A 12,527-nucleotide genomic window follows, 5' to 3' on the forward strand; every position below is an offset into this window, starting at 1 on the left:
ATACAATTCCCAATTGACTTATTCCTTTTATTCTTTTAGAAATAAATAGAAGAAAATTGGACTCAATTGCATTTTACTATTCCGAAAGCACAGCTTTTCGGTGCTGCAAACCCCATTCTAACATTTTATCCAAAACTTCCCCTAAGTTCCTCGCCGAATCTGTCAACTCATATTCGACAGTTACCGGAATAGTATCATAAACGGTTCGTTTCACCATTCCGTTCATTTCTAAATCTTTCAATTCCTTGGATAACATTCGTGCTGTGATTTTGGGAATATTGCGTTGTATCTCTGTAAATCGTTTTTTATCAAACAATAAAGAACCAATAATAGGCAACTTCCATTTCCCATTAATTACATTCAAGGTATCATTCACAGCCAGTACAAACTGAATCGGACAAGCCTTTGCTTCGCTAAAACTAATTATTTCATCCATCTTTACCTGATTTCATTGTTAGTATACTAAAGTATAGTGATATACTTTAGTATACCACTATACTTTTAATAGCAAATATAAATATCTTTGCAGTATAATCTACAACTAAATATAAAAAAATGAGTCAAAAAATTTTAATAACAGGAGCAACAGGAAATTTTGGAAAAGCAACTATTGATTTCCTATTAAAAAAAGGAGTTACACCAAACTCGATTTCGGCTTTGGTAAGAGACGAGACAAAAGCAACCGATTTTAAAGCTAAGGGCATCAATATAAAAATTGGTGAATACGATAATTATGAATCGTTGGTCGCTGCCTTTTCAGGAATTGACAAATTACTATTGGTTTCAGGAACTGATATCGTGAACCGAGGAAAACAACAGGAAAATGTTGTAAAGGCTGCAAAAGAAGCCGGTGTCAAACACATTTTATACACCAGTTTTGAACGCAAAAATGAAACTGAAACTTCGCCAATCGCTTTTCTTGCCAAATCGCATATTGACACTGACAACAGCATCAAAGCAAGTGGCTTGAATTACACTATTTTCAGAAACAATTTGTATTTGGATGTGATACCGATGTTCGTAGGGGAGCAGGTTTTGGAAACAGGAGTATTTTTTCCCGCAGGAGAAACCAGATCAGCATTTGCTTCACGTACAGACTTAGCAGAAGCAGTAGCCAATGTTTTAATAAGTGAAGGACACGAAAACAAAGAATACGCCATGAATAATGTTGAAAATTATTCTTTTCAGGATGTGGCAGATATCTTGAGTAAAATCACAAACAAAAAAATTGACTATATAAATCCAACTGCTGCTATTTATACAGATGCATTATCAAAAGCTGGTGTGCCAGCAGAATATGTTGGGATGTTTGCAGGATTTGCAGAAGCGATAAAACAAGGAGAATTTAACAGTACTAAAACAGATTTAGAACAGTTGTTAGGCAGAAAACCAACTAGTTTGGAAGACTTTTTAACAAAAGTATATGCAGTAAAAAGCTAATTTACTCAACTTGTGAAAAAATAGCGAACAACTAAAAATTGTTCGCTATTTTTTTTTAGACAAATACTGAAATGTCACTCCGCAACAGACGAATCTAATTTACACCAAAGCGAATCTAGAAAAACCCTTCAGGCAAAACCAACTTTTATAAGAGGTTTCAGTTTTCATGATATAATGCTCCTTAAAAAATTAAGATTTATGAAACTGATTTTCCTAACCAATTAGACCTGTAACTTCTTACTAAATTTTGCTTTTCTGTAAAATACTTTAAATCAAATAATTCCGTTCTAAAATAAAATGTTAATTTATAGCTATTGAAAATGTTAATAAAATTTTAAGTGTGAATTATATATAAAAAAAAACTAATTTTACAACAGTTTAAAATTGATTTGACCTATAACTATCGAATTGTTTCTCCCAAATAAGCAACAAAGTAGTATCACCGAAAATTAGATGTATATAACCTATAACTCAAAAAAGCATCAAATGAAAAGACTGTTATTTCTTTTTGTTTCTTTGGGACTATTATTTCATAGTGCCCAAATTTCATCAAAAAATACTAAAAAGGAATCTTCTGATATTCCAGTTTTACATGACTCAATAGAACAAAAGCTGTTGAACCAGGTAAATCGTATCAAGCAATTAATTAAAGCCAATCCTAAATACAACAAGGAAATAGCTTTTCTTATTGATATGCGAATCATGTCAGGAAAAAACAGATTTTTTGTTTATGACCTGAAAAACGATAAAATAATCGATCAGGGTTTGGTTGCTCACGGTCTAGGTTCCGGAAATGAAACCGCCGGTGAATTAAAATTCAGTAACACCCCAAATTCTTTTTGTACTTCTCTTGGCAAATATGTTATAGGGTCCAGCTATAATGGACAATACGGCAAGGCTTACAAACTATACGGATTAGAAAAAACGAATAATAATGCTTTAGCCAGAAATATAGTTCTTCATAAATACGAAAGAGTGCCTTGTGAAGAACAAGATCAACCAATTTGTAAAAGTTTAGGTTGTCCCATGGTTAATACAGAATATTACAGCCGAATTGAAAAAATAATTGACAGTTCTAAAAGCAACATTATTTTAGACATCTACTATTAAAAAGTTTCAACGGCAATATATCTAAATCAAATTCTTCCAGACTCGGAAGACCCCTATATAAAAAACCTCGCTACACCCTGTATTTCAGGTAAGCGAGGTTCTTTTTTTTAAAACAGGCAAACGTTTTATTTTAACGTAAAAATTCTAGGATTAAACGAAACCATTACCCAAACCCAATTATTAGTATTGGCCGGATCAGCAACGTTTTTAACTCTTTCCAATGTTGTCGAAGCAAACATTTGTGAATACCCCCCCGAAACGACAATATCTTTTTGAATGGTGTAACTGGTGGTGAAGTCAACCTCAGTTCCTAAATAACTATCCATTTTTTCATTGGCAGCATCTAAAACTGTATTTGGTGCATAAAAAACGTGCGGCATTAAAGCAAATTGCCATTTATTAGAAGTATAATTAAATTTCAAATAGGCATCTTGCAAACCAACACTATTTTGATGGTTTCCTACATAAAAATAATCCATATAACCATTAAAACCGTGGTTAGTTCCAAAAAGAGGGTTAAATGATTTGATATCGCTACTGGTATCATCTTGGTCTTTACCGGAAAGATATTCATATCCTAACCCTGCCTTAAAAGCATCAGTAATACCATAACCCGCAAAAACTCCAGCATACCATGCGCTCACATTTTTATCAGCACTTTCTCCTGTTTGTCCGTACAAACCAAGGTTAGTATCCCATTTTTTTTCCTTGAAAGTAAGATAGGTTCCAAAAGTTTGTTTACAGTCAACCTCCAAATCACCAACCGTTTTTTCAAATTCATAACCTGTATTTAACAACAACAAACTCATGTTTAATTGACTGATTTTGGTATGATACCAAGCATATTGCATGTATTTGTAATTGGTAGTATAAGGTGTTTTTGGCTCAACCAGATTTTCTGCATTGGCATTCATCGCAACCCCTAAGTCTAATTGATGATTTTCAGGATGAAAAGTAACTACCGCAGCATCATGACTTTGTCCTTGTTGCGCCCAATCAATTTCACCAAGAATACGCTGATTATCATACGAAATCACCTGACGTCCCAAACGGGCACTCCAATTGGAACTAAAATCATATTGACCCCAAGCCTCGTACACCGCAATTCCGGTTTTATCAGCCTGTGTGGTTGTGGTCACATCACCCCAGGTACGAACGTTTTGAAGCGTTAATTTAGCTTTTAATTTTTCTTGCTTGAAATTAAAATTCAGGCGGGAACGTTGTGATATGAAAGAAGTGGCGTCATCCGCATTTGATATCGGACTTTTAAAACCGTTTCTGAATTCATAACGGGGTCTAAGTTGGAGATTGGCATCAAATTCTTGTGCATAAGCCCCTAAGCTCATCATCGCGATCAATGACAGACAGATGTTTTTTAATAATTTCATTGTGGTTTATATTTGTTTTTAAACGTATATGCAATCGCTAATCCTCCTTTTTTTTTTGTGTTTGGAATCAAGCAATTTCATCATTATTTTAGTCTATTTTTTCGGCTTCTTCAGTGATTTTCTTTATGGTTTGATCTGAGTTAACCCCCAATCCTTCTTGCTGATACGCCAGTTCTCCATCGGTATTAAAAACACTGATTATATTAGAATGAGAGAAATCCAATGGGGATATTTTTTTATAATTGACAGCCAAAACTGCTGCAAACTCTCTTGTATTTTCCTGGGTCGAACGTAAGAAAAGCCATTGATCTCCTTCCATCTTGTTCTCAATAGAAAAAGCTTTTAATCGTTTTGGAGTATCAACATCGGGATCTATACTCACTAAAACCAATTTTACATTTTCCTTGATGTTCTCTGGTAAACGCTCCTCAATATTACGCATATCAGCCACTAATCTCGGACAGGCAGATTTACAGGAGGTGTAAATCATTACCATGACCAATACCTTGCCTTTCAAATCTTTCATTTCGAGATTTTCACCATTTTGATTGGTCCATTTTGAAGGAAGATTATAAATGGATAAATCCGAAATAGGCTTGTCTTTGGTATCCGCTTCGGATTTACTAATACAGCCTTGAAGTGTTAAAAGGATTACCATCAATCCTAAAAACATTTTTTTACTCAAACTATCTATAATTCCAACTTTTCGGTGTTCTTGAATCATTGATTTCATTTCTTTGATTTTTGGGTTGGATTTGATTGCTGTATTTTATCACTCGCACATCGAAATCCAAGATTTTTTGTAGTGTATCTTGCTTTGAGACTTCCTCTGAAAGCATACCGCATAAAGGCGGCATAATTCATTAAATCGGTAGCATTAACGGAGCCGCTTCCGCAAAAGAGATTCTTATCAGTAGCCTTGTCCTTTCTGGATTCCCCGGAAAGAAAAATACTGTTGAAATCAGCAGTCCATTCCCAAACGAGTCCATGCATATCATAAACACCCCAATAATTTTTGAAGGTCTGCCCTACAGGATTCGCATAGGTTTTGGGCTTTTCATACCAAGACATGATGTATTTATTAAAATCTTCTTTGGTTCTGGCATCAATTCGCTTTTCATCGGCCATGGCCACATATTCCCATTCGTCCATGGTTGGCAAACGTTTTCCTTGGCATTCGCAATATTTTTTGGCTGCAAACCAGGAAACATTGGTTACCGCTGCGTTACTCAAATTGTTTTTACCATAATTAAAATCACTTTGCCAATGCGACAAATAACTTTTATCGGCAAAAATTCCTTTCATTTTAGAACGACTGTATTCAGGATACTTTTTTACAAAAGCAGCATATTGCGCATTCGTAACGGGATAAACATCCATATTAAAAGCTGTAATCTCTACCGGCTTCTTATCCGTAGTTCCATAAAGGGGAACATAAGCTCCCCTTTTTATAGAAACCATTGGAGTATCTTGAGCCCATAGCGATGTTGCTATCAGTAATAGAAATGAAAACACGGCTATTTTACTTCTTAACATGGCGGACTTATTTTGAGTACTATTTAACCTGTTGAGTATAATCCTTTTTTTTTTAAAATAATTATACCCAACAGATCACTATTTATTATTTTCTTTGGGCTTTTACCATTGCTGGTGTAACAACCGTTTTATTATTACCCCAACTAGCATAAACATAAGTGAATGCGTCGGCAATTTGCTGATCACTTAAAGCTTGCGCAGGCATAGCTCCACTAAATTTTTTACCATTTACTGTGATTGGTCCAGTTAATCCCTTCACCACTCCTTTAATAGCGCGGTTCACATCTTTATTCAAGTAATCCGATTTAGCCAAGGGAGGAAAAGCTCCTGGAATTCCTTGTCCTGTTGGTTGGTGACAAGCCACACAAACCTTATCATAAACTACTTTTCCTTTGGCTGCATTTTGGCTATAGCCATGCAAACCTAATCCGATCATTGCGATGCAAAAAATATACTTTTTCATTACTGTTATTTTAATTTTAAATTTTAATTGAATTCTATTTTCTTATTGATTAATGAGCAGCAGCCGCAGCTTTTGGAGCCGGTTTCGCTCTAACTGCTTTTACTTTTGCCGGAGTTACAACTGTTTTATTATTACCCCAACTGTTATATACATAAGTCAAAACATCCGCTACTTCGTCGTCTGTCAAATTTTGACTGGTCATAACATTATTGAATTTTTTACCATTTACAACAACTTCTCCACTCAATCCGTGCAATACAGCATTAATTGCTCTATCTGGATTAGCATTTAAGAAATCTGATTTGGCTAATGGAGGGAAAGCATTTGGAACCCCTTGTCCTTCTGATTGGTGACAGGCGAAACAAGTTCTTCCGTACAATTCTTTACCTGATTTAATTTGTTCAGGAACCGTTTTGGCAACAGTACTTTTTACAGCACCATTTTCCTTAGGCATATTTTGTATTGTTCCACCTTCTGGCAAATAAATTCCTTCTTGTGTTGTACCTGAATATACTTTTTTGCTTTCATCCCCTTCTACTTTTAGCATTCCCAAAGCTCCTTTATTGAACGCTCTAAAGATAGAGTGATCCACTAAAATAAATGTTCCAGGAACATCCACTTTAAACTCAACTATAGCAGAACCACCCGCAGGCACCAAAGTAGTTTGAACATTTTTATTAATCATGTCACCACCTTCAATGTGTACTTTATCAAATATTTCTCCGATAACGTGGAAAGAAGAAACCAAGTTTGGTCCACCATTACCCATATAGATACGAACAGTTTCACCCACTTTAGCGGTTATCGCTTTATCACCGGCCACAGCTCCTACTTTTCCGTTGAAAACTACATAATCCGGTTGTTCCTTAATTGCTTTATTCATGTCAAACGGCTGAGAACCTTGCTCTCCATAACTTCCTTTGGTATAGAAATCCCCTTGCATGATGTAGTACTCCTTATCAACTGGAGGCAATCCACCTTCTGGTTCCACCAAAATCAAACCGTACATTCCGTTGGCAATGTGCATCCCAACTGGCGCAGTAGCACAATGGTATACATACAAACCTGGATTTAATGTTTTAAAATTAAACACTTTTTCGTGTCCTGGTGCTACTAGAGAAGATGTTGCACCCCCTCCTGGTCCTGTTACCGCGTGCAAATCGATATTGTGCGGCATTTTATTATCAGGATGGTTTCTTAAGTGAAATTCTACCTCATCCCCAACTCTGGTTCTGATAAAACTTCCTGGCACTGATCCTCCAAAGGTCCAATAGGTATATTTTACCCCATCTACCATTTCACCTTCTTCTTCTTTAATTTCCATGTTTACAACCAATTTCATTGCGGCACGATCACCAACTGGTTTTGGAACAAAAGGTGGCGCAGTAAGTTCAGCTTCTTTTTGGCCTTCCACTTTAATGTCTTGGTAATATTTTGCATCTTTTTCCTCTTTTTTGGAACAAGAAAACAGGCCAACAGCCATAAACAAAGCAGCAGCAACTACCTTACTTTGTCTGCTTAAATTAAATGTAATTTCCATAATTATCTGGTGTTAATTTGTCATAATTTATACTGTAAAAATAAAAGACCTTTTTATCTTTTATTATGATATTTATCATGTTTATACTTTTTTTTAGGCACTTATTTTAATAAAAATAATGCTCAAAACAATCACTCCTAAAAGTGCTATCAGACTCACCTTCCAAAAAGAATTCGCTTTTTTCAAATCCATGAATTCAAACGAAACCAAAAAGAACTTCAGCACCGATAAGCCCATTATTAAAGCTATTGCCAATTGGGAAACCAACATAACATTCGAAATCAAAGCCGTGGCAACCGTGAGCAAAATCAATATGCCGTAAACAAAAACTAATGTTTTTTTCATATGTGGATAATATTTGTTTTTTAATTGAAATGATATCGCCTTACTACTTTCCATTTTCTGTCGCGAAGCTTCGGGATGGAATCAGGACGATTTCATTTTCAAAAAATTAAATAGAGTACAGGAAATAAAAGCAACCAAATCAAATCGCACATGTGCCAGAAAGCTGCGCAGCCCTCAATGTCTTCAATACCGGTATCAGAATCTTTCTTCTTCATTCCGTAGCGCGTCCATGCCAAAATCACCAAACCCATAATTACATGAATAAGGTGAAATCCGGTTAACAGCCAGTAAAATGTAAAAAACATATTGGTATCCAATGTAACACCTGATTCAATTTTATGGTAATATTCAATTCCTTTTAAAATTAAGAAGAATACGCCACCAAGCATGGCCAATTTAAAATACAAAGAAGATTTCTGTCTGTCGTTTTCTTTAAATTCATGTACTGCATTAGCCATAAAAAAACCACTAGTTAACAAAAAAACAGTATTTATCGCGCCAAAAGTGGCATTCAATTGTAATCTGGACTGATGAAATAATTCAGGCTGCTCTTTTCCATAAAAAACAAATGCCACAACCGCCATACCGAAAGTAATCAGTTCCAGAAAAATAATAATCCACATCAAAATACCCCCAGGAGGATAATAGATGTCTTTGTAATCGATTTTAAAGGTAATCATTTTTAAGATTTATTTAATACTATTTTACTCCCAATCTAACAATCTTTTTTCGCCTTCAATTTTCTTGATATCAGTAATATCTTGAGAGATTTCAATCACTCCTTTATAGTTTTTATCAGCATCCCTAACGGCAAAATAGCGAATGTAAATCAGACGTTCCTTGTAATTAATCCAGAACGAAGATTCACTTTTGGTTCCTTTTCTAAATTCATCCAAAATCTTAAGAACGGTTCCAACGCTTTTTGGAGGATGGCAAAATTTAACTTCGCGACCAATGATTCCGGCACTTCGCGGAAAAACACGTTCCTCTCCTCTATTGTAAAAAATAACTCTGTCATTTTCATCAACATAAGTCAAATCCAAAGGCATCGTTTTGAAAAGTAAATTCACTTGTTCTACCGTCATATATCCTTCGTCATAATGCGAAGTGTTCTCTAATGAAAAAGACAATTCTCTTGGAGTAAAATCTTCACTTGGATGAATGTATTCGACTGCCGGAAAAGGAGCGGGAGCCTTTGGCAACATCCAGCCTATTTCTTCTTCACCAGAACGCATCGCAATCCAATCTTTTTCTTCTAACAAGTCTAATGCATTAGGAAACAAAACAGTCTCTTCAACATGCATTAACCTATAAATCCCATCAACCAAAAAAGGTGTATTGACAGTGATTTTTTCAGGATTTCCTGTTTTAATATAGTAACGGATTAAACGAATCTGCTCTCTCAAATTGTCATGAAAAGACCACATTCCTTGTGAAGGTCCAACCCATCCCTTTTTTTCTAAAAATGGAAAGAGCTGATTCTCTTTTCGGGCAAATCTTTTTTCAATCGTATCCAGTTGATTGAAAATATTAATGTATTTCTGAATATCTTCAGCTGGGTCTGCCTCTGATAATTCCTCTAAAAGTTTGTAAATAATTTCTCTTTCCTGAAAATAAACCTGAACGGGGTGTCCCTCAGGAAGGGCTGTGGTATCTAAAGTGGTATTCATTATATTGTAATTTAAAGATTGATAATGAAGAATTAAGAAAATTTAGTTTTGGATGCTACACTGCATTTTGCAAAACATTGTAATCCTGGAAAATAATTTAAACTACATTAGAAACATAAGCCTATAAAAATGGACAACCTAATTGTTAAAATTGTTCTTAGCTGCTCACATTTCTTCTATGGTTCTAAAAAATTAAATAGTTTATTTCTAAATGAAACTTAATTTCTTACTGATTGAATTTTATTTTTGATGTTTAATTTTTTCATACAATCGCACCAGAGATTGCAATAACTCAACTGGTGTCGTTAAAATTTGGTAGTGATTTTGACCAAACATTTGCGGCAAATAATATTTTGCCTCCGCTTCAATTGCCAGGGCATACGAATTAATGTTTCTTGCATTCAATTCGCGAAGTGCTTGCTTCACATCATTGATACCGTATTTGCCTTCGTATTTATCATAATCATTTGGCTTTCCGTCAGAAATCACAATAACCCATTTATTTTTGGTGTTTCTTTTGTCGAGTCGGGCGCCGGCATGACGCAAAGCAGCTCCAATTCGAGTATAGCCATTAGGTTCTACTGCGCCCACTTTGTGTTTAGCGACGTTCCAATTTTCATCAAAATCTTTAATGGTTAAATAGGTTGAAAAGTTGCGCGTTTTAGAATAAAAACTGTCAATTGAAAAATCAATATTAAATTCGTTTAGGATTTCACCAAAAAGGATTGAAACTTCTTTTTCGACATCAATAACACGATTTCCAGCCGCGTATCCATCACTGGAAAGACTAATATCTAACAGAATTAAAATGGATAAATCTTTATCTTTTTTACGGTTTGAAATGTATATTTTTTCAGAAGGAGTGCGTTGGGAATGGACGTCTACATACAAATCGGTAATCGCATCAATATCAAATTCATCTCCTTGTGTCTGGCGTTTTTGCTGTTGCATTTTGTTATTGACATTGGTCAGCATTTTACGCAAGCCCAACAAAGTGGATGCATTTTTGGTAATCGTATTTTTGTAATAAACAGGATCTGTTTTTTGTTGTGATTTTGGATACACTTTACAGAAATTCTCTTTGTAAACACGTTTGCTGCAATCCCATTCATCATAGGTAAGATGAAATCCTTTGGCATCGACTTCTGCACTTTCGGAGATGGAAGTGTTTTCAATAAAATCAGCCTGATAAACAGAATGTGCTGTGTCATCTACGCGAACGGTGAACTTCATATTTAACTCTTCCAACGCTTCCTGATGGTCTTCCAATTCGTCTGAGCCATCAAAATCACGCCAGGTTCCGTTGAATTCCTCGGCCGTTTCTACTTTTTCAAAATTATGAAGCAAGACATAATCCTCCTGCTGTTTTTTGTCTAATTCCACCGTTTTAACTTCTTCAACCGCAGTTGATTTTAATGTAGTTGTTGGTTGGTTTTCAACTCCTTTTTTAGTTTTATCCGAGAAATTTTCAAGTACCGTTTCCAGATTTTGCTCTACATCATTTTGCATCCATTTACCATAAATCCAGGAAAAATCAGGATCGCTTTTTTCGGTTGCTTTTTGAATAAAATGTTGCTTTGCTTGACTATGAAAGTCTTCATTTATGGCATATTCTTCGAATAAAATCTTCAGAATTTCTTCTGATGTCTCTAATGCTCTTTGTTGTGAAACGGCTAAAGTTTGTTCATTTTCCTCGAAAGTCCAATTGTAATTCAAACGTTGTTGCACGCTTAAAAACAAAATTCGGAAAAGATAAAAAGTGTGATTTTCGGCTTTGCTTGGTAATTCGGCAAAGGAAATCGGAAGAAAAAAATTATTGTTTTTATATCCTCCTTCGCGTTCGGCAGGAAAAATTTCGATTGGTTTACCCGTCAAGGCACGAGCCAAAATAGTCAGTCGCGGTTTGATTTCGTTGAGCGTAACAGTCCTCGCAATGATTTCTGGAGCTACTTTTTTACTTTTTTTTAAGTGTTTGAAGAACTTCCCAACTATGTATTCATCTATTTCGAAACCCATTTTTTTATTATTTGTATGTACGTGCAACTCGAGAGTTGTCCATACGAGTTGCCTCTACATTATATCATCAAATTGCACAAATCTTTTAGTGCTTCCAATGTTTGTAAGTCATCCGTTAATGGTTCTACAACCGCGACATGAACAGACAATCGTTTTGGTAATCCACTATGAATTATTTTAGCAGCATCCACCAGAAGTCGCGTAGATACCGTTTCTGTCAATCCTAATTCGGTTAAGTTTCGGATTTTATTTCCAATCGCTACAAGTTTTTTGGCAGTGTCCTGATCAATATCCGTTTCGTTAACCAAAATTTCAGTTTCAATTTTTGGTTCTGGATAATCAAAAGATACCGCAATAAAACGTTGACGAGTTGATGGTTTCAGTTCTTTAAAACCTCTTTGATAGCCTGGATTAAAGGAAGCAACCAACATGAAATCGTCGTGTGCTTTTACCGTTTCTCCTAATTTGTCAATAAAAAGTTCTCGTCGGTGATCGGTCAAAGAGTGAATAGCAACAATAACATCGGGACGGGCTTCGGCAACCTCATCCAAATAAATGATCGCTCCTTCTTTTACGGCAGTGGTCAACGGACCATCAAGCCAGATTGTCTCGGCTCCTTTGATAATAAATCTTCCAATCAAATCTGTCGAAGAAGTTTCTTCATGACAACTGATCGTGATGATTTTCTTGTCCAATTGATGCGCCATATATTCTACAAAACGAGACTTTCCTGTTCCGGTTGGTCCCTTTAGCAAAAAAGGAATTTTGTTTTTATAGGAATGTTCAAAGACTTCTACTTCTTTGCCTACAGTATGGTAATAAGGTGTATTTTGTGACATCATTTTATTATTTAAACATCTAAATCAATTAAAAAAACTAACCAAGTAAAAATTTCCTTGTATGTTAATTCAGTAAGAGTTAAAAAAAACCGGAACACTAAAACTATTGTCTTTCTGGAAATGCAGTTCTAAAAAACGATAATCAAAGCGTCCCGGATTAAAAAAAAAGGCGAATTAGTA

General features: G+C 35.3%; 12 protein-coding genes and 1 pseudogene. 2 read left to right on the forward strand and 11 right to left on the reverse strand.

Translation table 11 applies throughout. The annotated features are described in order from the left end of the window. Window positions 1-76: 76 nt before the first annotated feature. Window positions 77-436 carry a winged helix-turn-helix transcriptional regulator gene (locus ABEB23_RS16690; RefSeq protein WP_348813807.1) on the reverse strand — a complete coding sequence of 120 codons (360 nt, stop codon included), beginning with the start codon at window positions 434-436 and terminating at the stop codon, window positions 77-79. Window positions 437-555: 119 nt separating this feature from the next. On the opposite strand from ABEB23_RS16690, the gene ABEB23_RS16695 reads away from it, so the two are divergent. Then, window positions 556-1,440 (forward strand): SDR family oxidoreductase, encoded by an 885-nt coding sequence (locus ABEB23_RS16695; protein WP_348813808.1) that lies wholly within the window; start codon window positions 556-558, stop codon window positions 1,438-1,440. Window positions 1,441-1,926: 486 nt separating this feature from the next. After that, the gene (locus ABEB23_RS16700; protein WP_348813809.1) at window positions 1,927-2,550 is read left to right on the forward strand and encodes a murein L,D-transpeptidase catalytic domain-containing protein; all 624 of its coding nucleotides are present in this window, start codon (window positions 1,927-1,929) and stop codon (window positions 2,548-2,550) included. A 125-nt stretch (window positions 2,551-2,675) separates the two neighbouring features. Here the strand turns inward: ABEB23_RS16700 and ABEB23_RS16705 are convergent, their stop codons facing one another. The 10 genes and pseudogenes from ABEB23_RS16705 to ABEB23_RS16750 form a co-directional block, all read right to left on the reverse strand. Then, on the reverse strand, window positions 2,676-3,938 hold the full coding sequence (locus ABEB23_RS16705) for an alginate export family protein (protein WP_348813810.1): 1,263 nt from the start codon (window positions 3,936-3,938) through the stop codon (window positions 2,676-2,678). Window positions 3,939-4,026: 88 nt separating this feature from the next. Beyond that, window positions 4,027-4,596, reverse strand: coding sequence for an SCO family protein (locus ABEB23_RS16710; protein ID WP_348813893.1), 570 nt, complete (start codon window positions 4,594-4,596; stop codon window positions 4,027-4,029). Window positions 4,597-4,667: 71 nt separating this feature from the next. Continuing rightward, window positions 4,668-5,474 carry a formylglycine-generating enzyme family protein gene (locus ABEB23_RS16715; RefSeq protein WP_348813811.1) on the reverse strand — a complete coding sequence of 269 codons (807 nt, stop codon included), beginning with the start codon at window positions 5,472-5,474 and terminating at the stop codon, window positions 4,668-4,670. Window positions 5,475-5,559: 85 nt separating this feature from the next. Then, a pseudogene (locus ABEB23_RS16720) lies at window positions 5,560-5,883 on the reverse strand (c-type cytochrome); the annotation flags it as partial. 103 nt (window positions 5,884-5,986) lie between these two features. Then, window positions 5,987-7,477, reverse strand: coding sequence for a copper-containing nitrite reductase (gene nirK / locus ABEB23_RS16725; protein ID WP_438861681.1), 1,491 nt, complete (start codon window positions 7,475-7,477; stop codon window positions 5,987-5,989). 93 nt (window positions 7,478-7,570) lie between these two features. Beyond that, window positions 7,571-7,822, reverse strand: a complete 252-nt coding sequence (locus ABEB23_RS16730) for a cytochrome C oxidase subunit IV family protein (RefSeq protein ID WP_348813812.1) — start codon at window positions 7,820-7,822, stop codon at window positions 7,571-7,573. Window positions 7,823-7,920: 98 nt separating this feature from the next. Beyond that, window positions 7,921-8,502 (reverse strand): cytochrome c oxidase subunit 3, encoded by a 582-nt coding sequence (locus ABEB23_RS16735; RefSeq protein ID WP_348813813.1) that lies wholly within the window; start codon window positions 8,500-8,502, stop codon window positions 7,921-7,923. 24 nt (window positions 8,503-8,526) lie between these two features. Next, entirely contained in the window at window positions 8,527-9,492 is a 966-nt protein-coding gene (locus ABEB23_RS16740; protein ID WP_348813814.1) for a DUF438 domain-containing protein, read from the reverse strand. Between the two features lie 240 nt (window positions 9,493-9,732). Then, the gene (locus ABEB23_RS16745) at window positions 9,733-11,508 is read right to left on the reverse strand and encodes a nitric oxide reductase activation protein NorD (protein ID WP_348813815.1); all 1,776 of its coding nucleotides are present in this window, start codon (window positions 11,506-11,508) and stop codon (window positions 9,733-9,735) included. A gap of 59 nt (window positions 11,509-11,567) precedes the next feature. Continuing rightward, complete coding sequence (locus tag ABEB23_RS16750) at window positions 11,568-12,347, reverse strand: CbbQ/NirQ/NorQ/GpvN family protein (RefSeq protein WP_315140223.1); 780 nt, start codon at window positions 12,345-12,347, stop codon at window positions 11,568-11,570. Between the last annotated feature and the right edge of the window lie 180 nt (window positions 12,348-12,527).

Source organism: Flavobacterium maritimum (assembly GCF_040049085.1).
Classification (GTDB): Bacteria; Bacteroidota; Bacteroidia; order Flavobacteriales; family Flavobacteriaceae; genus Flavobacterium; species Flavobacterium maritimum.

Coding starts and splice junctions, on each gene's coding strand:
- ABEB23_RS16710 (WP_348813893.1), bottom strand. CDS start 4,596: ATGGTAATCCTTTTAACACTTCAAGGCTGTATTAGTAAATCCGAAGCG.
- ABEB23_RS16705 (WP_348813810.1), bottom strand. CDS start 3,938: ATGAAATTATTAAAAAACATCTGTCTGTCATTGATCGCGATGATGAGC.
- ABEB23_RS16745 (WP_348813815.1), bottom strand. CDS start 11,508: ATGGGTTTCGAAATAGATGAATACATAGTTGGGAAGTTCTTCAAACAC.
- ABEB23_RS16715 (WP_348813811.1), bottom strand. CDS start 5,474: ATGTTAAGAAGTAAAATAGCCGTGTTTTCATTTCTATTACTGATAGCA.
- ABEB23_RS16740 (WP_348813814.1), bottom strand. CDS start 9,492: ATGAATACCACTTTAGATACCACAGCCCTTCCTGAGGGACACCCCGTT.
- ABEB23_RS16750 (WP_315140223.1), bottom strand. CDS start 12,347: ATGTCACAAAATACACCTTATTACCATACTGTAGGCAAAGAAGTAGAA.
- ABEB23_RS16735 (WP_348813813.1), bottom strand. CDS start 8,502: ATGATTACCTTTAAAATCGATTACAAAGACATCTATTATCCTCCTGGG.
- ABEB23_RS16700 (WP_348813809.1), top strand. CDS start 1,927: ATGAAAAGACTGTTATTTCTTTTTGTTTCTTTGGGACTATTATTTCAT.
- ABEB23_RS16690 (WP_348813807.1), bottom strand. CDS start 436: ATGGATGAAATAATTAGTTTTAGCGAAGCAAAGGCTTGTCCGATTCAG.
- ABEB23_RS16730 (WP_348813812.1), bottom strand. CDS start 7,822: ATGAAAAAAACATTAGTTTTTGTTTACGGCATATTGATTTTGCTCACG.
- ABEB23_RS16695 (WP_348813808.1), top strand. CDS start 556: ATGAGTCAAAAAATTTTAATAACAGGAGCAACAGGAAATTTTGGAAAA.
- nirK (WP_438861681.1), bottom strand. CDS start 7,477: ATGGAAATTACATTTAATTTAAGCAGACAAAGTAAGGTAGTTGCTGCT.